Source organism: Streptococcus parasanguinis (genome assembly GCF_009717775.1).
In the GTDB taxonomy this organism is placed as follows: domain Bacteria; phylum Bacillota; class Bacilli; order Lactobacillales; family Streptococcaceae; genus Streptococcus; species Streptococcus parasanguinis_AG.
The window spans coordinates 184,316-205,314 of the sequence record NZ_WMZF01000002.1 but is presented as its reverse complement, the minus strand read 5'-3'; the positions used below and the strand labels follow the sequence as shown (position 1 = coordinate 205,314).

The window sequence follows — 20,999 nt, the reverse complement described above, 5'->3', positions numbered from 1 at the left end:
AAAGATACAGTAACTAGGCCAATTGGTGTTGTACACAAGGTCCCACCATCTCTTGGACAAAAGAGGGTCACTTGCTAGGGCATTGTTAGATAGAGGAGAATTCATGAAAGAAATCGGAGCTGTTTTTCGGCAAATACGTGAAAGTCGTCACATCTCTTTAGAGGAAGCTACGGGTGGCGAATTTTCGCGCTCCATGTTATCTCGATTTGAAAGAGGGGAAAATGACCTGACGACCCAACGGTTTTTTCAGGCTTTGCAACAGATCAAAACGAGCCTCAGTGAGTTTTCCCATCTAGCTGGAATCGATCAGCACTCCTTTATTCCCAAATTGTTGAAAGAGCACTATGAAAACATGAGCTTGGAACACGATCAAGCCTTGTACCAAAGCTACCAGCTAGCCTACCAGAAACATCAGAAAAAAGAAGACTTCTTAGCCAGCATTATTCTCAAGGCCAAAATACTTGGCTTATATCCTGAGGTAGAGTTGGCTGCTAGCCAAGAGGAACTAGATTTCCTCTATGACTACCTCTTCTCTGTCATGGTCTGGGGAAATTTTGAGTTAAGCCTATTTTCACTGACCTCTCCTCTTTTCTCTAGTCAGCTCTATCGACAATACACAGAGGAGTTGGTCCAACGGGAGGATTTCAAGCTTCTCCTAGATTCCTCTCGTCCTGCCATCAATTCTATTTTCCTTAATGGCTTTTTTCTCGCCATTAGTTCAAATGAATTTGAAGATGCATCTTTTTTTGACCACCTAATTAACGACCACTTTTACTCTGAGAACGAAGCCTACCTTCGGACGGTTTATCTCTACGCCAAAGGAGAATTTCTCTATCGAAAGGGAGAAAAAGAAATCGGTCTTGAAAAGATGGAACAGGCCATCCAGGTTCTCTCTATTCTGGATTGTAAGGACAGTGCCAACTACTACAAACAGGGCCTGCAAGAACTGATCAATAAATCCTAAAAACTCACAGATCTACTCTGTGAGTTTTTGTTGAAAATATGCAACATTAATTTTTTCTTGCTTTTTAGGTTTACAATAGGACTATCAAGTAAAGAAAGAAGGTTCTTCCCATGATGACCAAACTAAAAAACCACTTCCTCCGCTTTCTTCTCTCACATACCAGCGTTTATCTGAAGGATCAGGAACTTCTTCTCTCTGAAGAGGAGAAAATGGACCTCTTCAAACAGATCTTTCGATCCATCAAACAAGTCCTAGCAACTAATCACGTGAAGGAGGAAGGCTCATGAAACTCTTAGCTCGTAATAAAATTTTTGCCTTACTTAGTCTTTCACGCTTTTTAAATACCCTTGGCGCTGCCATCTACAATCTGGTCTTTGTGGTCTTTGCTGCCAGTATGCCACAGCCGAGCCTAGCAGTTGGAATTGCTAATCTCATTGTGTTTATTCCTAGCCTCTTTACCATTTTTGTCGGGATGAAGGCTGACCGCACGAAGAAAAAAGCTAACTGGTTGATCCGCATTGGCTATCTTCAAGCCATCCTCTTCATCCTTATTGCTCTCATGACCAAGATTCCGGGTTACCTAGCCTTTTCGATTGTTTGCTTTTTAAACATTATTTCAGATTGTTTGAGTGATTATCGCGGAGGCTTGCAACTCCCTATCATGAAAAAGAACATCCCAGACGAGGATTTAATGGAGGCTTATTCCTTCAACCAACTGCTTAGCATGGTCTGTTCGATTTCTGGACAAGCTCTAGGAGTTTGGCTGCTAGCTATCAGCCATCAAAATTTTGCCCTGGTCGCTTCGATCAATGCCATGACTTTTCTCCTGTCTTCTACTTGTCTTCTGATGAGAAAAAAACAGCTGACACATGATCCTGTCATTGAGCCCAAAAGTAAGAATTCTTTGCTACACGAATGCCAAGAGATGTACCAGAACGCCAAAAGTATTTTTGCAGATGAGGAGGTCCACCACTTTGGCAAGTTGCTCTTCTCATTGGTTCTCATCAATGCCCTAGGGGGATCCATCTCTGGTATCTACAATTTGCAACTGCTTCACTCCCCCTTCTTTCAGTTGAGTTTTAGCCAATCCCTCTTGATCTTAGAGGCTGTGACTATTTTAAGCATGGTCTGGGCTAGCTTGACACCCCATGACTATTTTTCCAAGCAATCGCTCCACCATATCCTCCTGTGGATCGCAGGTGGGCTGACCATGCTTGGTCTCACAAATATCCTGATGCACTGGGACATTCTTTCCCTTCTACTCATCACTTTCCTTGGTTATCTTGTAGCAAAAATCAACCCAAAAGTTTCCAGTCTTTTAATGAGTAAATTACCCGCTGAAAAATTAGCTTCTACCTCTAGCTTTTTGGGACTGATGGTCAGCTTTGCCATGCCACTTGGGACAGCTCTCTTTTCTAGTCTAGCTATATGGAGCCTTCCCCTAGCTTGGGGGATCTTTGCCATCCTTGGTTTCACTACCCTCCTCTTAACTACCAAATAAAAAATCCACCGTTTGGTGGATTGAGTTTAAAGACAAAGTTATCTTAAAAACTTTCCTTAGGTGAGGACGGACGTCAGCGAACTTCTTCGAAGTTCCATGACTTAGTTTTGGACCCAAGGTTCCAAAACTCCCGAGTGCTAGAAACACAATTGTTTCTAGCACTTTTCTCACAGCGGAAAGTTTCAATAGATGAGTTAATAATTCTAAAGAATAAATTTCTTTTATTTGTATAGAATTTATTAGATTTATAAAGAAAAACAGTTTTCCCACACTCTCAATCCTGCTAATGGTGGATTTTTTACATTTTTCTTAGGCGAGCCACCCGCTCAGCAATGGGTGGGTGGGTATAAAAGAGTTTTTGCAATCCGGATTCTTTTTTTGGATCGTTGATAAAAAGAGCACTGCTCGCATCATCGACATGTCGTTGCATTGGTTCGCTATTGTCTAGTTTTAACAAAGCATTGATCATCCCTTGAGGATTCCGCGTCAATTCAACACTTGAAGCGTCTGCTAGGAACTCCCTTTGACGAGAAATGGCTAACTGGACCAAGGTCGCTGCTAATGGCGCTAAAACGATGGCAAGCAGGGAAAGGATCAGCATAACAATCTCCAAACCACCGCTACCTTCTCGATCATCGTCCCGGCTACGGCCACCGCCCCACCACATCATCCGTCCTCCAATACTAGAAAGCATGGTGATGGCACTAGCAAGGGCAACTGCAATCGTAGAGATGCGAATATCGTAATTGCGAATATGGCTGACTTCGTGTCCGATGACTCCCTCCAATTCCTCACGGTTCATCACAGCTAGAAGACCTGTCGTTGCTGCAACAGCAGCATTTTGAGGATTAGACCCTGTCGCAAATGCATTCATAGAAGGATCATCTACAATATAGACCCGAGGCATGGGGATCTGGGCTACCATAGCCATATCTTGTACAATATGGTAGAGTTGAGGGGCTTGCTCTTCCGTTACCTCACGCGCCCCATTCATCCGCATGACAACTTCGGTGGATTGAAAAATCATGCTAAAGGCATAGATTCCACCAATAATCAAAGCTAGGATGACGCCACCAAGGGAGGAGCCTAACCAGAGGTAACCAACGGCTGCTCCGATAAGAGCTAAGAGTATGAAAAAAGCAATAAGGAGAATCCAGGTTCTCCTTTTATTGCTTGCAATTTGGTCAAAGAGCATATTAGTCTCCTAATCCGCTAAAGTCCACCTTTGGTACTGCTTTTTCTTCTTCAGGCACTTGAAGGAATTCAGCTTGTCTGAAGCCGAACATTCCAGCAATTACGTTTGTTGGGAAAGTTTCCAACTTGACATTGTAATTGCTTGTGACACTATTGTACAATTGACGAGCATAAGAAATTTTGTTTTCTGTGTTGGTCAATTCTTCTTGCAATTGCATGAAGTTGGTGTTGGCTTTCAAGTCTGGGTAATTTTCAGCCACCGCAAAGATGCCGGCTACTTGACGGGAAAGAGCATCGCTGGCCGCCATTGCTTCTGCAGGTGAAGAAGCTTGCGCTACTTGTTGGCGAAGTTGAGTCACTTTTGCTAGTGTATCTCCTTCGTACTTGGCATAGCCTTTAACGGTTTCGATCAAGTTTGGAATCAAGTCATTCCGACGTTTCAATTGCACATCAATTTGACTCCATGCTTCACGAGTTTGCATCCGGCTTTTCACCAAACCGTTGTAAACTCCTACTACCATCAACACAAGGACCACAATGATCCCAAGAATAATCCAAATCATTTTATTGAATTCCTTTCATTTCTTTCTACCAGTATATCAAATTTCCCTTATTTTGTGGTAAAATAATAGCATGAAACCAGAAGAATTTTATGTCCGTTTAGCCGATCTCGGCTTTCCATTAACTGATCGTCAAAAAGAGCAATACGAACGCTATTTCGAGCTCCTCGTGGAATGGAATGAAAAGATTAATCTCACCGCCATCACCGAAAAAGACGAAGTCTATCTCAAGCATTTTTATGATTCGATCGCACCCATTTTACAGGGTTTGATCGAAAACCAACCCATCCGTCTCTTGGATATCGGGGCTGGCGCCGGCTTTCCGAGCCTTCCTATGAAGATTCTTTTCCCTGAACTAGATGTGACCATCATTGATTCCCTTAATAAGCGGATCAATTTTCTCCACTTGCTGGCTGAAGAGTTAGGTTTGAGCGGAGTTCATTTCTACCATGGACGTGCTGAGGACTTTGCACAAGATAAGGCCTTTCGTGCCCAATTTGATATCGTAACCGCCCGCGCGGTTGCCCGCATGCAGGTCCTCTCTGAACTGACAATTCCTTACCTGAAAGTAGGGGGACGTCTTCTTGCTCTTAAGGCCAGCAATGCTCCAGAAGAGTTGGAAGAAGCCAAAAACGCCCTCAACCTGCTCTTTAGCAAGGTTGAAGACAATCTACAGTATGAATTGCCAAATGGCGATCCACGCTATATCACTCTTGTCGAAAAGAAAAAAGAAACCCCCAATAAATACCCAAGAAAAGCAGGCATGCCTAATAAGCGGCCATTGTAGTAAGATACAAAGGGCTAAGAGGATAAAGTCAAATAAGAGGCTGGGACAAAAGTCCTGGCCTCTCAATTGTCTTTAGATTGTCGAGCAAGACGCAGTGGTTGAGTGGGCTCTACTACGCTGATTTCATCAGCTTTTACAGCCCTACTCAACTGTGCGGAGGTGGGACGACGAAATCGAATTCTAATGAATTACCGATTTCTGTCCCACTCTCTTTTTTATTTTTGTTTCAATTCTGTTCGCAGGGCTTCTTGCTGCTCTTTTGTCAGATGAACCCCCTTACTTGCAACAATCTGGCTAGAGACTTTGTTGGCAAATCTTAAGGCTTGCGCAATGTCTAAGCCTTCTAAACGGGCGGATATGAAGGCTCCCACATGGCTATCTCCAGCGCCTACTGTATCGACGACTTCTGTTGGAAAACCGTCTGCCTCATACCAGTTGTCATCATAGGCAACCGCGCCTTTTTCACCCAAGGTGACAATGACCAATTGCCCCGTTCTCTGATACAAGTATTCGATGGCTGGCTGGATCTCTCTACACCCTGAGAAAGCCAGTGCTTCAGCCTCATTAACATGGAGAATCGGATGCAGATCATAAATTTCTTCCAGTCGATCCTTTGGAATCAAGTGTCCGCGTGGCCCAGGTGCGAAAATCACCTGGCCTTCTAGTTGCGAAACAGACTGAACCAATGCAAGACCGGTTGGCTCCTCGACTTCAAGGCCACATAAGTAGATGTAATCAAACCGATCTGTCTCAATCTCTTTTAGCCACTCTGCTTGGAAGCTATACTCCACTCCGTGGTCCGATAAGAAGGTCCTCTCACCATCAAACTCTACAAAGCAGTAACAGCAACCATTGGCCCCTTCTAATGAGATACTAGAGGAAATCCCTAATTGTTTTAGCTCTTTCCGAATAAAATCACCATATATTCCAGAACCGACTGGCGAGACAAACCGGTAGGGTTGCGACAAAAAATGAAGGATATTAACGACATTAAAGGCACAACCTCCCACAGACCATTGCTGGTGATCAATATGGGCATCTCCTTCACGACTTGGCAAACGATCCAAGTAAATCATCACATCACAAACTGTAGAACCAATAATTAACGCAGCTGTCATCTTTTTCTCCTTACTTTGCCTTCTATTATACCAGAGGAAAGATAAAAAACAACCAACCCCTTGTGGAGTGGTTGCTTCTCTTTTTAATCACGATAAACGGGTTGAGGACCAAAGGTTTGGGAAACCGGCATGATTTCAATCCGGTTGACATTGACATGCTTGGGCTGTTGGATCAACCAAGCTACAGTGTTGGCAATGTCTTCAGACTGAATGGCATGGGCATCTCGATAGAGGGCTTCTACCCGTTTTTCGTCTCCTTTAAAGCGAACAGAAGAGAACTCTGTCCCTTCGCAAAGACCAGGTTCAATATTGCTGACACGAATCTTCTTGCCAGCTAGATCAGCCCGAAGATTGAGGGAGAATTGCTTGACAAAAGCCTTGGATGCCCCGTAAACATTGGCCCCTGGATAAGGCACAGTTCCTGCTGTAGAGCCCAAATTGATAATATAGCCATCATTTCGTTCCACCATCTGGGGCAAGATTTTCCTTGTCAGATAGGTCAAACCAACAATATTGGTCTGAATCATGGTCAGCCAGTCTGCGACCTCTGCTTCATAAGCTGGGGCGAGGCCTAGAGCCAAGCAAGCATTATTGACCAAAACATCCACTTTCTCCCAAGCTTTTGGCAAACTGGCAAGTGCATGATCTACCTGAGAAAGATCCGTCACATCCATTTGCAGGGGATAAAAGGCTTCTCCCAACTCTTCTTGAAGGGCCTGTAATTTATCGATGCGTCTAGCTGACCCGATCACACGGTATCCATCTGCTACTAAGCGACGGCAAATCGCTTGACCAAAGCCAGCTGAAGCTCCTGTTACTAAAATCGTTTCTGACATGTCATTACCTCCATGGATTGTAAAAACGTCCCTGATTGACAAAGATCAGGACAATACTCAAGACCAGAACAGCTAAGGCTGATAGAATCATCCCATAATCTTTCATTTCCATGGCTTGATGAGAATACCAGGTCCGCTTTTTATTTTTACCAAAGCGACGCAGTTCCATGGCTGTAGAAATACTGTCAATTCGTTCAAGTGAGCTAAAGATTAAGGGGGAGATGATTTGTAAATTGCCTTTGATCCGCTGGATCAGCTTGGCCTTTTTGGACAACTCCACCCCTCTGGCTTCCTGAGACAATTTAATCGTTTGATATTCTTCTTGTACGTCAGGAATGTAACGCAGAGTCAAGCTGACAGAATAGGCAATCTTGTAGGATACGCCAATTTGGTTGAGGCTTGAAGCAAACTGACTAGGATGGGTCGTCATCAAAAAAATCAAGGCTAGAGGTATGGTACAGACATACTTAAGAGCTAGATTAAAAAGATAAAAGAGTTCCTGCGAGGTTATACTATAGGAGCCCCACCCCTTCATCAGTACCGTCTTTGCCCCGTAGATCTCTACACCATACTGAGGGGCAAAGAGATAGACCATGACAACATTTAACAGTGCAAAAACAAGAGCAAATGCAAGTACAAATGAAATATCCCGAAATCGAATACGAGCTGTAGAGAATAACAGTAAGGCGCCCACACCAATTCCTAGAAGGAGCCGGGTATCATAACTCAACATGGCCGCAAGAGATACAAAAAGAAGAAAGAGTAACTTACTCGCACCTGAAAGGCGATGAAGAAAACTCGTCCCCTCATGGTAGCCGACTAATCGATGATTCATGATCTACTCCTTTCTGTTGCATATAAAACTGCGTTAGCGCCAAGGGATCCATTCCTAATCGATTGGCTAAGGCAAAAATCGAAGTTTCTTTGAGATTAGCCTCTTGTAAAATATCCGGATGAGTGAACAGCTCTACAGGTGAGAGATCTGCTAGAATTTGCCCGTCTGATACTACAAGTGCACGATCAGAATAATCCAACATCAGTTGCATATCATGGGTAATCATGACAATGGTATGGCCTTTTTCTTGCAAGCTATCTAGAAATTCCATGATGTCAGTGTAATTGCGCTGGTCCTGACCTGCTGTCGGCTCGTCCAAGACCAAAATTTCTGGTCCTAAAACTAGTATAGAGGCGATGGTCACCCGTTTCTTTTGCCCATACGAGAGGGCAGAAATCGGCCATTTACGAAACTCATAGAGACCACAAGTTTTCAGAGCTTGATAGACACGCTCTTTGATATCCTCTTCGGCGACACCCCGCAAGCGCAAACCTAGAGCGACTTCGTCAAAAATCATATTGGTCGAAATCATTTGATTGGGGTTTTGCAGGACATAGCCCACTCGCTCAGCCCGCTCCTTGACACTCTCCTGCTTGATATCTTCACCTCTAGAGGTGTATTGCCCTTCTGTAGTAATGAATCCACAGATGGCTTTCGCAAGAGTTGATTTTCCTGCCCCATTCTTCCCAACAATCGCTAAGCGCTGCCCTTTCGGAATCGTGAGTGATATATCTTTTAAGATCGGATGATTTTCTTGATAAGCAAAGGAAATCTGCTCCAACTTCAATAGTTCTTCTGCTTCACCAGTTTTAGTAAAGGTCGCTTCTGGAATCACACAATTTACATCATCCAGTTGGATATCGTCCAAACGATCCAGATGCTCCAATTGATTGATATCCTGTCCAAGCTGGCGAAGAGTTGTTAAATAGAGGGGTTCTCGAATCCCATTTTCAGCCAGCAGTGTCGTCCTCAACAACTCATCTGGGCTCCCATTAAAGAGAACTTGACCTTGATTGATCAAGATAACCCGATCGACAGGACGGTAGAGTACATCCTCTAAACGGTGTTCGATAATAATGGTGGTCGTCCCCTGTTCTTCATGAATCTGATCGATCAGATCAATAATATCCTGACCCGACTTGGGATCTAGATTAGCCAGTGGTTCATCAAAAAGGAGGATCGGACTTTCGTCAATCAGAACACCTGCTAAGCTCACTCGCTGTTTTTGCCCACCGGACAAATCTTGTGGCCGATGATCCAAGAGCTTCATCAAATCCAAGCGTTCTGCCCAACTCTGCACACGCTCTTTCATCGTTCCCAGATCCACCATGTCATTTTCAAGAGCAAAAGCCAAGTCTTCTGCGACACTCAAACCAATAAATTGGCCATCTGTATCTTGCAAAACCGTACTGACCAAGTGAGATTTCTCATAAATACTGAGATCAAAGGCTTCTTTCCCCTGAATGAGGAATTGCCCACTACTGGTTCCCTTATAGATATTGGGGATAATCCCATTTAGACACTGGCCAATCGTTGATTTTCCAGAACCAGATGGCCCAACAATCAGAACCTTTTCCCCCTTATAAATGGTTAAGTTGAGATTTTTCAAGGTTGGTTCAGACTGTGCCTTGTATTGGAAGGAAAAATCCTTCAGTTCAATCATTGCTTCTTTCATTTAGTTTGCCTTTTCCCAAAAGAGCGCAAATTGGATGGCTAACTCCGCGATTCGATCCTTGCTATCTAAATCCTCATGACTAGATAAGGTTCGGATATCCCATTTTTCTTCCGAGAGGTGGTCAGCTGCATAGAAGAAATGGCAGAGCTCAAAGCCCCTATAAGCTGCTAAGGCTGCCACTGCCGAACATTCCATATCCACACAGATGGCTCCCGCTTCCTTTCGTCGCTTCATCTTGTCGATGGTTTCCCGGTAGGGTGCATCTGTCGTCCACACTTTTCCTGACTGATAAGAAACCTTGTGACTATCCAGAAAGGCTTGGAAGAGAGGGAGGGTTTTCTTGTTTACTTCCACTTCATCACTAGCCGGAAGATAGTGGTAACTAGTCCCCTCGTCGCGAAGAGCAGCCGTTGGAATGATGATGGAAGTCGCTTCGATATCACGGTCTAAAACCCCACAGGTCCCAAAGAGCACCAGTTTTTCCATCCCAAATTGAATCAAATCCTCTATAATCCCCACACAGGAAGCAGCCCCAACGGGTGCATTAAAGGCAGCAATTTGTTGGTCTTCAATAGTGATCCCATAGACCAGGACTTCAAAGTTGGCCATGGAGGTTCTTGTAATGACCTCATGGTCATAATTCTCAAGGAGGCGCGCAAAAGTTACTCTTGAAAAGCAAGAGATGACTACTTTGGGAAATCCTTCAATTGGTTGGTGTAAGTCTTGTGGATTGATAATCGCCTGTCGATTGGCATCAAATTCTTCTAACAGCATTTCGTGCACCTCTTTCATTCTACTTCTAGGCCCCTATTATACCATAATTAGCCTAGTCATTGGTTTTTGATCAAAGGAAGAGCATAAAAAAAGAACTGCTCCCAGACGTTAGATTTTTCGGATCAAACGTTGGAAGGACAGTTCCCTACGATATTGTTACTTGTTTTCCAACTGCGCTAATTCTAGCAACCGCTCTTTGGACAATTTTTTGATTTCAATTTGACTAGCATCTAGTAGCTGGTATTCATCTGGCTCTAGCGCTTCTATAAGGTTCTTCAGAGCAAGAGAGCCAATTGGATGGTAATTTTCTGGCTTATCCGGATCTCCATCGATCGCTACCAATAGCACCCGCCAATCAATGATACCTGCTAAGCCCACAATTTCTACATATTCTGCAGGAACATGTGGCACGCTTGGCAAGACCGTATCCGTATCTTCTGTCAAGCTATAGCTGGCTAAGAAGGCTCCTGTCTCCTCCTGTTGATAAAAACGGACTTGACTGAAATATGCTGCACTATATTGAATCTTCTTGATAAAGGCAGAGTAGGCTTCTAGTGGATGGACATGGTTCAAGACTTCCTGCACTGTATCCCGATCCAAATAGACTGGATGAGCGAAGCCTTGTACTTCAAACTCTTTTAGATCTTTTTCCTTGGTCACATTACCCAGCGTTTCTAGGATAACGACTTCATAATCAAAATGGAAAATAGAATCTGGAGTATAGCTCACGCCGTCGCTGGCCACAATCTCCGTTCCTAATACTTCTCCTAGGCGACTAAGCCATCGAAGGGCCAACTGCCAATCTTCTTCTATCGCAAAAGAGGGCACCTGAATCTGATAAGACTCTTCCTCATCAAAATAGCGTAACTGCAGAGGAAGACCGCTCTTACCAAATACGATACAGTTCAAGCCTTCAAAATCATTTAAGGGACGATGAAGGGTAGCAGGATCATAGTTGTAGGTTGTCAACCCTTCTACCAATTTAAGAACTTCCTGTGCTGCGAGTACTTTCTGATAGCCAAATAAGCTCTTTTTATTTTTGATTGAAAACACGATACTCATTTGTTTTCTCCTTTGTGAAATCGCTTACCTAAAGTATAGCACAATTTTCAATCAATTTCCATATAAAAACAGCCTGAGCTTTCAGACTGTTTGTTTCCATTATGCAGGTGCTCCATCAAGCGTTTCACCGATAAGGGCCAAACGCTCAGCAACCTCTGCTTGTGACAAGTTGTGTTCTTGGACATAACGATTGCGAGGGTGAACCCGGCACTCATGTGAGCAACCACGGAGGTACTTGTCCTCGTTTTCTTCTGAAGTCAAGATGCGACGGTTACAGAAAGGATTTCCACAGTTGACATAGCGTTCGCATGGTGTTCCATCAAACCAGTCTTTTCCGACAACGCTTGGATCGACATGGTTGACATCGACTGCAATCCGCTCGTCAAAGACGTACATTTTCCCATCCCACAGTTCGCCTTGAACTTCTGGGTCTTTCCCGTAAGTGGCGATTCCGCCATGCAATTGACCGACATCTTTGTAGCCTTCACGCACCATCCAGCCTGAGAATTTCTCACAGCGGACTCCACCAGTACAGTAGACGACAACACGCTTGTCCATGAATTTTTCCTTGTTATCACGGACCCATTGCGGCAATTCACGGAAATTGCGGATGTCTGGACGAATAGCCCCACGGAAGTGACCAAGATCGTACTCGTAGTCATTCCGAGTATCAAGGACAACGGTATCTTCGTCGAGAAGAGCTTCTTTAAACTCTTTTGGTGACAAGTAAGCACCTGTCGTTTCAAGGGGATTGATATCGTTATCGAAGTTATCATCTTCTAAACCAAGGTGGACAATCTCTTTCTTATAACGTACAAACATCTTCTTGAAAGCTTGTTCTTCTTCCTCATCAATCTTGAACCAGAGGTCTTCCATACCTGGAAGGCTGTGAACGTAGTCCATGTATTTTTGCGTTGTTTCGTAGTCACCAGAAACGGTTCCGTTAATCCCTTCATCAGCAACTAGGATACGTCCTTTAAGGCCGATTGATTTACAGAAGGCCAAGTGATCAGCCGCAAATTGTTCCGCGTTTTCGATGGGAACATATTTATAGTAAAGTAATACACGAATAGGTTTTGCCATGTCATTCTCTTTTCTAAGATTAAATTATCAGAATTTTTCATTCAACTATACCAGTATACTCTCCCAAGAAAACGAATGCAATTTATTTGACTGAAAAATAAAAGCCTGGTTTCCCAGACTTTTATAGGACGAAACTAAGGTTCCAACTTTCTACTCTTCCTTTTCCAACTGATCCAGATAGGCTTCATAGCGTTTTTTCTCAACTTTTGCAAGAAGCGTCACAAGGGTATTCACTCCCCATACAATTGGAAGATTTAGTAAAAAGGTAATAGGAAGTACTAGTAAGAATTTTGAATGGAAGGGATTTGCCTGATAGACAGCTTGGTTTAATTGAAAATTTTGAGCCCAGATGAACAAGGAGAGAATAGAGGTTACTGCTACAATTCCCGTCACATTTAGATAGCTATAACTGATAAATCTCACACCCAATCGTTGACAACGCACCGAATAATATAATCCTGAGACGATGAGTAAGGCTACCACCATGATTGGACTGAGCCCCACCTTAGATGTAAAAATGGATCCTACACTAAAAACAGTTAAGGCAAGGAAAAGAAAAACAGCCATCTCAGCACCAGCCTTATGAGCTAAGCCTTCTTCTCGTTCATCTATGATTTGTTTGTTCAGCAATTGTAATCTCATCTCTTCCTCCTTATTATTCATCCTCTAATTCTGCCTCGATCTTCTCTTGTTTTTTCCGATTGATAAGAGCAAGTGGTTTTTCAAGCAGATCTGTCAGGATGGCAAAGACGAGAATTTCTAATAGAATTTTGACCAGATACTTTGGACTCAAGATAAAGCTCATTGCTTCTCTCTTTCCAATCACATCCATAGCTGTCACAAGCACAGCAAAGAATAGACCTGACCCAAGGCGACTCAACCAGCTATCTTTTTCTAACACATCTCGGATATCAATCCCTGAACTGATCCTTCTTAGCAGAGCATAAGCCCCCATGGCAATCAGAAGGAACATCTCAGGGAGATAAGCGACTAGGTCTAAGTCCAGGATACTGGACTTCACAAAGGCAGATAGGGCAATAAAGCAGGTCATGCCAAGGACAAGTTCTCCTGCGATTTTTCCATCAAGTAGCATAGTCCGTTCATCTTTTACAATTGGTTCTTTCTTTTGTTTCATATTCTTCCTCTTTCTATTATTAAAACTGTTACTCCCAGAACAGTTGATCCAGCGTCTTATCCAAGGTCTTACAGATGGCAAGGCAGAGACTGAGGGTTGGGTTATACTTTCCCGCCTCAATCAGACCGATGGTCTGGCGCGTCACTCCAATGGCATCTGCAAGATCCCCCTGGGTCATATCATGCTCGACCCGGGCCATTTTTAATTTGAGATTTTTCGCCACAGGCTTTTCCTTTCTTATTTTTATAGCTTTATTATACACTATATTTTCTATTTTGCAATATATATCTTCCATTTTGTAAAAAATATTTTTGATAAAACAAAAAAGAGGCTGGGACAAAAGTCCTAGCCTCTCAATTATTTTTGGATTGTCGAGCAAGACGCAGTGGTTGAGTGGGCTCTACTACGCTGATTTCATCAGCTTTTACAGCCCTACTCAACTGTGCGGAGGTGGGACGACGAAATCGAATTCTAACGAATTACCGATTTCTGTCCCACTCTCTTATCTTCTGTACATTTAATCTTTGGTCAAACTTCCATCTTTTGTTTGAGTCCGTGCATAAGCAATCAAGAGAAGAGAACCTGCAACAGCTACTGTTAATGCATTAAATGAACCCGCAACAACACCTTGTAGGAAGACTTTATTGGCACTTTCCTTGTAGATCAAGACATCTCCAACCGGAGCAATAAAGCCCCAGATCACAAGGTTGGATACGATTTGAACGACGTTAAAGACAATTAATTCTTTCTTTGTCACTTCCCCTTTAAATTCACCGATTTGTTTGCGGAAGAAACCAACAAAGAGTCCAAACAAACCACTTGAAATGATCCAAGTCCACCAAAGCCCACCTGACATAGCGTCCTTAATGGCATGACCAATCAAGCCGATTAAGAAGCCAACAATTGGGCCAAAGACTACACTAAAGAGAGCTTGAAGGGCATATTGCAACTGAATGCTCGTATTCGGTGCAGGTGCAGGGATTTGCAACATAGCAATCACGACAAAGAGGGCTGCTCCAACCCCAATAGCCACAACATCTTTAATTGAAAATAATGATTTCTGTTTCATTATGATATCTCCTGTTAATTTTCCATTTTTCTAATCTCGATATGCCAAGAAGCCCCAACTCCTACATTATAGGCCTTGGCAAAGGATCCCTGGTTGATGGCAAGACCAACACGGTAAAGGGAATTGATATAAAGGATTGGCTGTCCAATTCGCACATCGGCGAAAGACTTGCCGTAGGTTACTTGGTTTTGGTAAACCAGCATGTCATTGTTATAGATGGTTACTTCAAAACGTTCCCCAAATTTGGGTGACAAATGATTGAACTCTTCTCGAGTAATGGAAGTCCAAAGAGAACCAAAGCGTACATCTAGGATGTCAACTGTACCTTTAACAAGATTGTCCTCAAGAACTGTCTCAACCACTGGGATTTCCACAATATGTTCGACACTGAGTTCTGGTCCGACTTCTTCAAAACTAATATGGCCACTGGCCAACTTAGCCCCAGTATAGGCGTATACATCACGCCCATGGAAGGTATAAGAAAACTCTGTATTGGCCCGGCGGTTCTTCACCTCTGAAATCTCACGGATAGCAACAATCCCTACATGTTTCTTGATAAAAGAGAGAGTGCCATTATCCGGAGTGACAATGTATTGATTTTTCGCCGTTTTAGCTACCACACTCTTTCGTTTGGAACCGACACCAGGATCGACCACCGAAACAAAGGTCGTCCCTTCTGGCCAGTAATCTACTGTCTGAAAGAGACGGTAACTCCCTTCAAAGATATTGTAGGGGGTAATATCATGAGTTAAGTGGTGAATTTTAAGGGTTGGTGATTCTTCTAAAGCAACCCCAATCATAGCGGATACTGCTCCATCCACCAAACCAAAGTCTGACTGAAGAACTAGTAAATTATTGTGCATCTTTATCTCCTTTTTTGACCAAGAATGGAAGAAGGAAGTTCGATAGTCCCCATCCTAATCCAGCACCCAGTATGACCGTGAGGACAAACCAAGTGATGGTCGCTAGATCTGGTGATACCATCACCCGATTGACATAGTCTATCGATTTACCACGATCCAGTAACGACATGCGGTAACTGGCTGGATAGAACCACATCATAAGAATGGGCCCTGTCGTCGCAAAGGCAAAAATGACAAAAGACAAGGCATTTCGTAAATTCGAGCGAAAACGACCACTTGAGGCGACCATCTCCGCAAAACTTCCGGCGATCAAGGCTGGAATAAAGGCTCCTGCACCATGACGCGAAAAGAGGAAGAAGGATCCGATCACGCAGCCAACTATAAAGATAGATCCAACTCCTTTTATTTTTTCTAGATAATAGCGGTAGATCGTCCCGCCAAACAAGGCTGAAAAGGCAGGAGCATAAAACATATTTCCTTGATGATCGACCAGATTTCCAACTAAGACCCCCAGTCCAATCGCAAGAAAATAGAGGAAAGTGAAGGCTCCAACTTGTTTTATTTGATTCACATTTATTCTATTCATTGGATACTGATCCTAACGGTGGCTAATTTTCTTCGAAAGGAAGTCCCCGATAAATTGGACCAGAACGATCAGAATCAGGATCAATAAGGTCGCCACAAAGATGACATCATTGTTAAACATGTTTTTCCCGTAGTTGATGGCTAAGGTTCCTAATCCTCCAGCACCAACGGCACCCGCCATGGCGGTTTCTCCAATCAAGGAAATGATGGTCACTGTTGTTACACGGATCAAATCAGGAAGCCCTTCACGAAGGTAGACACCGACAATATCCCAGAAGGTTGCCCCACTGGCTTGTGCTGCTTCAATCACGCCTCCATCCAATTCTGACAAGACTACTTGGACTTGGCGGGCAAAGAATGGAAAGACAGCCAAGGATAGCGGAACAAGGGCTGCTGTAGGACCGATGGTATTTTTCAAGAGCAAGTAGGTCAAGGGATTAATAAAGGCCAACAAGATAATGAAAGGAATGGCGCGGAACAAGGAAGTAATCTTATCCAAAATTTGGAAAACGATTCTATTTTCGATGACACCACCTGGACGGGTCAAGACTAACAAAAGTCCTGTCACCAAACCTAAAAATCCACCAATAATGAAGGAAATAACGGTCATGTAAAGAGTCAAGTAAATAGCGGTTCCCCATCCATACTGGCCAGACCACCCTAATTTATAGACATTTGGTAAATATGTTTGAATTAACTGGATCATGCTTTTCTCCCATCTTTCACAATAGTCACGGAAACTCCTGCATTTTCTAACTCAGCTTTGGCCGTTTCCAGATTTTGATTTTCACCTGATAAGATGACCACCAATTCTCCGACAGGAGTGTGATCAAGGATCTCGATGTTCCCAAATAAAATGTTGGCAGATACTTGGTACTGCTTGTAAATATCATTGATGATGGCTGTATCTGTCACAGAACCTGCATACTTAAGATGCGCTAAAATCGAATCATCAGGCAAGTTCTTCACAATCGCTTGTTGATTGATTTTCACCATGGCTTCATCGATTCCTGTTGCAACCGTGATAAAGTCTTGCGTCAAAGCATTTTTCGGATTCGAGAAGATATCTAACACAGACCCTTCTTCAATCAGTTCGCCATTTTGCATGACAGCTACCCGGTTGGCAATATCTTTGACAATTTGCATCTCATGGGTGATCAAGACAATGGTTAAGCCAAGTTTTTTGTTTAACTCTTGCAACAAAGCTAGAATTTGTTTGGTCGTCTTTGGATCCAAGGCTGAAGTTGACTCATCTGAGATCAAAATTTTTGGATCGTTGGCAAGGGCACGCGCAATCGCTACCCGCTGCTTTTGACCACCAGACAATTGTGCTGGGTAATTCTCTGCACGGTCAGCTAGACCAACCAATTCCAACAATTTCGCCACTTTCTCATTCTTTTGTTCTTTGTTTAATTTAGAATGTTTAAGAGCAAAGGCCACATTTTCTGCGACAGTCATTTGAGCCATCAAGTTGAAGTGTTGGAAAATCATTCCGATATCCCGACGTTTCTCCCGAAGGGCAGCAGGTTTTAAGGTCACCTGATCTTGATAAATCACATCACCATCCACAGTGATGGTTCCGGCGCTAGGCACTTGCAAGAGATTGATCACCCGAACCAAGGTCGATTTCCCCGCTCCGGAATACCCTACAATCCCATAGATATCGCCTTCATTAATATGAATGGTCACATCTTTGACGGCTTGGATCTGACGTTTCTTTTGCTGGAAGGTCACATCAATGTGGTCCAGCTGAATCATTGCTTTACTCATAACTTGCTATTAACTCCTTTATCAATTCAATATGGGTGTAATAATCGGCGATTTTCACATTTTCGTCGCCCCCATGGTCCCGGCTATTGGCATTGCCAATTCCAAAGGCTGCCATCGGCACCTGCAAAGCCTCAAAGACCGTGTGCATTGGCCCTGTTCCCGCTGTTGTTGGAAGAACAGAAACTCCTTCTCTATAGAAATCTTTGGCCAGCCGTATGACATTTAAAATCGATGGGGCACTCATATCACTTCGGTAACTCATTTCACCGAGAGTATAGACCAATTCGACCTGATCATAGCCATTTTTCTTCAATTGTTGCCTGATCTTTTCTAAAACATCCTTGGGATCCAGTCCAGGAACCAAACGCACCTCCATCTTGGCACGCGCCTCTGCCGGAAGAATCGTTTTAACACCTTGGCCTTGGTAACCAGAGCCAAAGCCTTCAATATTCAGGGCTGGTTCAAAATAGAAACGGCGTAGGAATTCTTTTCGGTCTTCCTTCAAGATTGGAAGGGTTAGACCATAGGTTTCCGCTACATCTTCTGGTCCTTTGTTGGCATATTGCTCGATCAAAGCTAGCTCGCGTTCATTGGGTTCTTGGATCTGATCATAAATCCCATCCACCAAAATTCGACCTTCTTTGTCACGAAGACTGGCGATAGCATTTAACAAATACCAAGAAGCAGAGTCTACCACACCGCCATAGCTGGAATGGATATCCACTTCTGCACTCTTCACCACCATATCAAAGGTGACGATCCCTTTGCTACCACCGGAAATTTCCAACTGACCCTGATTATTTCGGGTACCTTGTTCCCAGACTAGGAGGTCTGCCCCACGCAAGTGTTTCTTGTGTTTGGCCAAGTATTTATCCAAGTCAGTTGATGCAGACTCCTCTGCCCCTTCGATGATAAAGGTAATATTGACTGGCAAATCGCCACTTTCACGAATGTATTTTCGAAGAGCTGTGAGACGAGCCGTGATATGTCCCTTGTCATCATCAACCCCTCGACCGTACATGGTCCCATAATGAACCGATAAGGTAAAAGGGTCTCCCGTCCAAGGTTGGTCTCCATCAGCTGGTACCGTATCATAGTGGTTATAAAAAATGATGGTTTTGGCTTCAGGATTTGGTGAGAAAAATTTGGCAATCACAAAAGGTGCTGTATAGCTATCATCAACTTCGACTTTGGCTCCTGCAGCTGTAAAAATTTCTCCCAAATAGTTGGCTACTTCCTTGAGACCAACTTGTTGGGCAAAGATGGATTTTTTTGAAATCAAGGTTCGCAACACTTCAAAATAATGTTGTGCGACCTCATCATTTTCAAATTTACGGATTTGTTCCGCTTCTGTTGCAAAAGGCATGCATTCCTCCTAATACACGATAAGAGGTAGAGAATTGCTTCTCCACCTCCTTCATACACTTGAGATCGAATCTTAGAAGACTGGTTGGTCCATTCCTTCTGAAGATTCTTCGATCACTTTCTTCACATTGTCTTTGTGATAGGCTTTGATGATTTCTTTGATTGCTTTTGCTTTATCAGATTTTTCCCAATCTTTCTTAGCAGCGATCACGTTGTACCATTGTTTTGAGTTGTTGTCTTTCTTTTCAACATAGATAGCTTTTTTGAAATCAACGCCTGCTTCACGAACGAAGGTATTGTTGATGACTGCAGCATCTACTGATGGAAGAGCAGATGGTGTTTGTGAAGCATCCAATTCAGAGATCTTCAAATCTTTTGGATTTTCTTTGATGTTTGACACGTTTGCCAATTGTCCATCCTTAGTATCCAATTTAATCAAACCTGCTGATTGCAAGACATACAAGGCACGGCTTTCATTTGTTGGGTCATTTGGTACAGCGATTGTTCCACCTTTAGGAATTTCTTTAATTGAAGTGTATTTGTTTTTACCGTTTTCTGTACCAGAGTAAAGACGGATTGGAGCGATGTACGTATCTGCTACTGCAACAAGGGCATTGTCGTTTTTAGAGTTCCAGTTATCAAGGAAGTTGTAGTGTTGGAAAGCATTGATATCCACGCTACCATCTTTTACAGCCACGTTTGGTTGTGAGTAGTCTGTAAATTGAGTGAATTCCAATTTGATTCCTGTTTTAGCGTCATCCAAGTTCTTTTGAACTTGATCCCAACGAGCTTTTTCAGTGTCGCTCAAAGTCATGACACCTACTTTTACAGTTGTTTCACCATCTTTGCTAGATGATTTTGAAGAACCACATGCTGCAAGAGCAAATGTTGCAATAGCTGCAAGAGCTGTTAAACCAAGAATTTTTTTCAATTTCATTTTGAAGTCTCCTTTAATTAAATATTATTCTTTAATATCTTTTGCTTCTGGTAGATAAACTCCACCAAAGTATTTTTTAGACAGTTTTTCAAGGGTTCCATTGTCATAGAGTTCCTTGATCCGTTTGTTGACAAATTTTTGAAGGTCTTTATCTTCTTTTGCAATAATTGGATACACATAAGGTTGTTGGTCGCTTGGAAGTTCGATAACTTTCAAGTTGTCATAGCCTTGATCACGAATGATGGTATCTACTGAGATCCGTTCGAAGATCTTGTAATCGGTACGACCATCCGCTAGATTAGCCATGATGGTTTGAATGGTTCCATCTGTGTATTGCAAGTCAGTTGGATTATCTGAATGTTTTTTATTGTAATCTTCTAATTGTTTAGCAGTAGATGTTCCTTGAACAACTTCTGTTTTCTTGCCACCAATGTCATCCAAAGATTTAATAGAAGAATCTTTTGGTACGACCAATACTAATGGATTACGAGCATATGGATTTGGATAGAGGTATTTTTCTTCCCGCTCTTTTGAGTAGCTAATGTTGTTGGCACCGATTTGGAAACGGTCACTATCTAAGCCAGCAAAGACGGAAGACCACTCTGTTTTGTTAAAGTTCACTTCATATTTGTCTGAACCTTTGAAGATTTCACGCAAAACTTCGATTTCATAACCGGTTAGCTTGCCGTCTTTTTCTTCGTAAGAGAATGGTTTGGTTGTTCCAACAGTCCCAACTTCAATGGTTTTCTTACCACTGGCTGATTTACCAGATGAACATGCTACTAAAGCACTGGTTGCAAGGACTGCAACTAATCCTAAAGCAGAATACTTAATCACTTTTTTTAGATTCATAGGATCTCCTTATTCGTTTCAGGCACATAAAACG

At 43.0% G+C, this 20,999-nt stretch carries 24 protein-coding genes; 4 read left to right on the top strand and 20 right to left on the bottom strand.

The window, feature by feature from the left end; translation table 11 throughout:
* Positions 1 to 103: 103 nt before the first annotated feature.
* From GMC92_RS05145 to GMC92_RS05140, 3 genes are all read left to right on the top strand, one after another.
* The gene (locus tag GMC92_RS05145; protein WP_155199917.1) at positions 104 to 964 is read left to right on the top strand and encodes a helix-turn-helix domain-containing protein; all 861 of its coding nucleotides are present in this window, start codon (positions 104 to 106) and stop codon (positions 962 to 964) included.
* Positions 965 to 1,074: 110 nt separating this feature from the next.
* Positions 1,075 to 1,251: a hypothetical protein gene (locus tag GMC92_RS10735; RefSeq protein WP_173019406.1), complete on the top strand. Its 177-nt coding sequence runs from the start codon at positions 1,075 to 1,077 to the stop codon at positions 1,249 to 1,251.
* Positions 1,248 to 2,465: an MFS transporter gene (locus GMC92_RS05140; RefSeq protein WP_155199916.1), complete on the top strand. Its 1,218-nt coding sequence runs from the start codon at positions 1,248 to 1,250 to the stop codon at positions 2,463 to 2,465. The genes GMC92_RS10735 and GMC92_RS05140 overlap by 4 nt, the downstream gene beginning before the upstream one ends.
* A gap of 298 nt (positions 2,466 to 2,763) precedes the next feature.
* Here GMC92_RS05140 and htpX read toward each other — a convergent pair whose 3' ends face one another.
* Both htpX and GMC92_RS05130 read right to left on the bottom strand, forming a co-directional pair.
* Entirely contained in the window at positions 2,764 to 3,660 is an 897-nt protein-coding gene (gene htpX, locus GMC92_RS05135) for a zinc metalloprotease HtpX (RefSeq protein WP_003017370.1), read from the bottom strand.
* Position 3,661: 1 nt separating this feature from the next.
* Entirely contained in the window at positions 3,662 to 4,222 is a 561-nt protein-coding gene (locus GMC92_RS05130) for a LemA family protein (protein WP_155199915.1), read from the bottom strand.
* 70 nt (positions 4,223 to 4,292) lie between these two features.
* Between GMC92_RS05130 and rsmG the strand changes: the two genes are divergently transcribed.
* Positions 4,293 to 5,006, top strand: coding sequence for a 16S rRNA (guanine(527)-N(7))-methyltransferase RsmG (gene rsmG / locus GMC92_RS05125; RefSeq protein ID WP_031575538.1), 714 nt, complete (start codon positions 4,293 to 4,295; stop codon positions 5,004 to 5,006).
* Positions 5,007 to 5,221: 215 nt separating this feature from the next.
* On the opposite strand, the gene GMC92_RS05115 is transcribed toward rsmG, so the two are convergent.
* From GMC92_RS05115 to GMC92_RS05025, 18 genes are all read right to left on the bottom strand, one after another.
* The gene (locus GMC92_RS05115) at positions 5,222 to 6,124 is read right to left on the bottom strand and encodes a carbohydrate kinase family protein (RefSeq protein ID WP_155199914.1); all 903 of its coding nucleotides are present in this window, start codon (positions 6,122 to 6,124) and stop codon (positions 5,222 to 5,224) included.
* 83 nt (positions 6,125 to 6,207) lie between these two features.
* On the bottom strand, positions 6,208 to 6,960 hold the full coding sequence (locus tag GMC92_RS05110) for an SDR family oxidoreductase (protein ID WP_155199913.1): 753 nt from the start codon (positions 6,958 to 6,960) through the stop codon (positions 6,208 to 6,210).
* 4 nt (positions 6,961 to 6,964) lie between these two features.
* Entirely contained in the window at positions 6,965 to 7,795 is an 831-nt protein-coding gene (locus GMC92_RS05105) for an energy-coupling factor transporter transmembrane component T family protein (protein WP_070595372.1), read from the bottom strand.
* On the bottom strand, positions 7,767 to 9,470 hold the full coding sequence (locus GMC92_RS05100; protein ID WP_155199912.1) for an ABC transporter ATP-binding protein: 1,704 nt from the start codon (positions 9,468 to 9,470) through the stop codon (positions 7,767 to 7,769). The genes GMC92_RS05105 and GMC92_RS05100 overlap by 29 nt, the downstream gene beginning before the upstream one ends.
* Positions 9,471 to 10,244: a nucleoside phosphorylase gene (locus GMC92_RS05095; RefSeq protein ID WP_155199911.1), complete on the bottom strand. Its 774-nt coding sequence runs from the start codon at positions 10,242 to 10,244 to the stop codon at positions 9,471 to 9,473.
* 156 nt (positions 10,245 to 10,400) lie between these two features.
* Complete coding sequence (locus tag GMC92_RS05090) at positions 10,401 to 11,306, bottom strand: DUF4299 family protein (RefSeq protein ID WP_070665488.1); 906 nt, start codon at positions 11,304 to 11,306, stop codon at positions 10,401 to 10,403.
* A 99-nt stretch (positions 11,307 to 11,405) separates the two neighbouring features.
* Complete coding sequence (gene trhO, locus GMC92_RS05085) at positions 11,406 to 12,389, bottom strand: oxygen-dependent tRNA uridine(34) hydroxylase TrhO (RefSeq protein ID WP_118396585.1); 984 nt, start codon at positions 12,387 to 12,389, stop codon at positions 11,406 to 11,408.
* A gap of 150 nt (positions 12,390 to 12,539) precedes the next feature.
* Entirely contained in the window at positions 12,540 to 13,031 is a 492-nt protein-coding gene (locus GMC92_RS05080; protein ID WP_155199910.1) for a DUF6773 family protein, read from the bottom strand.
* Between the two features lie 13 nt (positions 13,032 to 13,044).
* Complete coding sequence (locus tag GMC92_RS05075; protein ID WP_155124683.1) at positions 13,045 to 13,524, bottom strand: DUF6773 family protein; 480 nt, start codon at positions 13,522 to 13,524, stop codon at positions 13,045 to 13,047.
* Positions 13,525 to 13,552: 28 nt separating this feature from the next.
* Positions 13,553 to 13,747, bottom strand: a complete 195-nt coding sequence (locus GMC92_RS05070; RefSeq protein WP_003005328.1) for a helix-turn-helix transcriptional regulator — start codon at positions 13,745 to 13,747, stop codon at positions 13,553 to 13,555.
* A 294-nt stretch (positions 13,748 to 14,041) separates the two neighbouring features.
* Complete coding sequence (locus tag GMC92_RS05060; protein WP_049518348.1) at positions 14,042 to 14,593, bottom strand: ECF-type riboflavin transporter substrate-binding protein; 552 nt, start codon at positions 14,591 to 14,593, stop codon at positions 14,042 to 14,044.
* Between the two features lie 14 nt (positions 14,594 to 14,607).
* The gene (locus GMC92_RS05055; RefSeq protein WP_155199909.1) at positions 14,608 to 15,456 is read right to left on the bottom strand and encodes an SAM hydrolase/SAM-dependent halogenase family protein; all 849 of its coding nucleotides are present in this window, start codon (positions 15,454 to 15,456) and stop codon (positions 14,608 to 14,610) included.
* On the bottom strand, positions 15,446 to 16,042 hold the full coding sequence (locus GMC92_RS05050) for an MptD family putative ECF transporter S component (protein WP_070665494.1): 597 nt from the start codon (positions 16,040 to 16,042) through the stop codon (positions 15,446 to 15,448). Before GMC92_RS05050 ends, GMC92_RS05055 begins: the two co-directional genes overlap by 11 nt.
* 12 nt (positions 16,043 to 16,054) lie before the next feature.
* Positions 16,055 to 16,747: a methionine ABC transporter permease gene (locus GMC92_RS05045; RefSeq protein WP_003008487.1), complete on the bottom strand. Its 693-nt coding sequence runs from the start codon at positions 16,745 to 16,747 to the stop codon at positions 16,055 to 16,057.
* The gene (locus tag GMC92_RS05040; RefSeq protein WP_155199908.1) at positions 16,744 to 17,811 is read right to left on the bottom strand and encodes a methionine ABC transporter ATP-binding protein; all 1,068 of its coding nucleotides are present in this window, start codon (positions 17,809 to 17,811) and stop codon (positions 16,744 to 16,746) included. Before GMC92_RS05040 ends, GMC92_RS05045 begins: the two co-directional genes overlap by 4 nt.
* Positions 17,804 to 19,177 (bottom strand): M20/M25/M40 family metallo-hydrolase, encoded by a 1,374-nt coding sequence (locus tag GMC92_RS05035; RefSeq protein ID WP_155199907.1) that lies wholly within the window; start codon positions 19,175 to 19,177, stop codon positions 17,804 to 17,806. The genes GMC92_RS05040 and GMC92_RS05035 overlap by 8 nt, the downstream gene beginning before the upstream one ends.
* Before the next feature lie 72 nt (positions 19,178 to 19,249).
* Entirely contained in the window at positions 19,250 to 20,113 is an 864-nt protein-coding gene (locus GMC92_RS05030; protein ID WP_023918949.1) for a MetQ/NlpA family ABC transporter substrate-binding protein, read from the bottom strand.
* Positions 20,114 to 20,137: 24 nt separating this feature from the next.
* Positions 20,138 to 20,965, bottom strand: coding sequence for an amino acid ABC transporter substrate-binding protein (locus tag GMC92_RS05025; protein WP_031572958.1), 828 nt, complete (start codon positions 20,963 to 20,965; stop codon positions 20,138 to 20,140).
* Positions 20,966 to 20,999 lie beyond the last annotated feature (34 nt).

Bases quoted from the DNA above. Each gene is read 5' to 3' on its own strand.
- GMC92_RS05145 (WP_155199917.1), top strand. From the start codon at position 104: ATGAAAGAAATCGGAGCTGTTTTTCGGCAAATACGTGAAAGTCGTCAC.
- GMC92_RS10735 (WP_173019406.1), top strand. From the start codon at position 1,075: ATGATGACCAAACTAAAAAACCACTTCCTCCGCTTTCTTCTCTCACAT.
- GMC92_RS05140 (WP_155199916.1), top strand. From the start codon at position 1,248: ATGAAACTCTTAGCTCGTAATAAAATTTTTGCCTTACTTAGTCTTTCA.
- htpX (WP_003017370.1), bottom strand. From the start codon at position 3,660: ATGCTCTTTGACCAAATTGCAAGCAATAAAAGGAGAACCTGGATTCTC.
- GMC92_RS05130 (WP_155199915.1), bottom strand. From the start codon at position 4,222: ATGATTTGGATTATTCTTGGGATCATTGTGGTCCTTGTGTTGATGGTA.
- rsmG (WP_031575538.1), top strand. From the start codon at position 4,293: ATGAAACCAGAAGAATTTTATGTCCGTTTAGCCGATCTCGGCTTTCCA.
- GMC92_RS05115 (WP_155199914.1), bottom strand. From the start codon at position 6,124: ATGACAGCTGCGTTAATTATTGGTTCTACAGTTTGTGATGTGATGATT.
- GMC92_RS05110 (WP_155199913.1), bottom strand. From the start codon at position 6,960: ATGTCAGAAACGATTTTAGTAACAGGAGCTTCAGCTGGCTTTGGTCAA.
- GMC92_RS05105 (WP_070595372.1), bottom strand. From the start codon at position 7,795: ATGAATCATCGATTAGTCGGCTACCATGAGGGGACGAGTTTTCTTCAT.
- GMC92_RS05100 (WP_155199912.1), bottom strand. From the start codon at position 9,470: ATGAAAGAAGCAATGATTGAACTGAAGGATTTTTCCTTCCAATACAAG.
- GMC92_RS05095 (WP_155199911.1), bottom strand. From the start codon at position 10,244: ATGCTGTTAGAAGAATTTGATGCCAATCGACAGGCGATTATCAATCCA.
- GMC92_RS05090 (WP_070665488.1), bottom strand. From the start codon at position 11,306: ATGAGTATCGTGTTTTCAATCAAAAATAAAAAGAGCTTATTTGGCTAT.
- trhO (WP_118396585.1), bottom strand. From the start codon at position 12,389: ATGGCAAAACCTATTCGTGTATTACTTTACTATAAATATGTTCCCATC.
- GMC92_RS05080 (WP_155199910.1), bottom strand. From the start codon at position 13,031: ATGAGATTACAATTGCTGAACAAACAAATCATAGATGAACGAGAAGAA.
- GMC92_RS05075 (WP_155124683.1), bottom strand. From the start codon at position 13,524: ATGAAACAAAAGAAAGAACCAATTGTAAAAGATGAACGGACTATGCTA.
- GMC92_RS05060 (WP_049518348.1), bottom strand. From the start codon at position 14,593: ATGAAACAGAAATCATTATTTTCAATTAAAGATGTTGTGGCTATTGGG.
- GMC92_RS05055 (WP_155199909.1), bottom strand. From the start codon at position 15,456: ATGCACAATAATTTACTAGTTCTTCAGTCAGACTTTGGTTTGGTGGAT.
- GMC92_RS05050 (WP_070665494.1), bottom strand. From the start codon at position 16,042: ATGAATAGAATAAATGTGAATCAAATAAAACAAGTTGGAGCCTTCACT.
- GMC92_RS05045 (WP_003008487.1), bottom strand. From the start codon at position 16,747: ATGATCCAGTTAATTCAAACATATTTACCAAATGTCTATAAATTAGGG.
- GMC92_RS05040 (WP_155199908.1), bottom strand. From the start codon at position 17,811: ATGAGTAAAGCAATGATTCAGCTGGACCACATTGATGTGACCTTCCAG.
- GMC92_RS05035 (WP_155199907.1), bottom strand. From the start codon at position 19,177: ATGCCTTTTGCAACAGAAGCGGAACAAATCCGTAAATTTGAAAATGAT.
- GMC92_RS05030 (WP_023918949.1), bottom strand. From the start codon at position 20,113: ATGAAATTGAAAAAAATTCTTGGTTTAACAGCTCTTGCAGCTATTGCA.
- GMC92_RS05025 (WP_031572958.1), bottom strand. From the start codon at position 20,965: ATGAATCTAAAAAAAGTGATTAAGTATTCTGCTTTAGGATTAGTTGCA.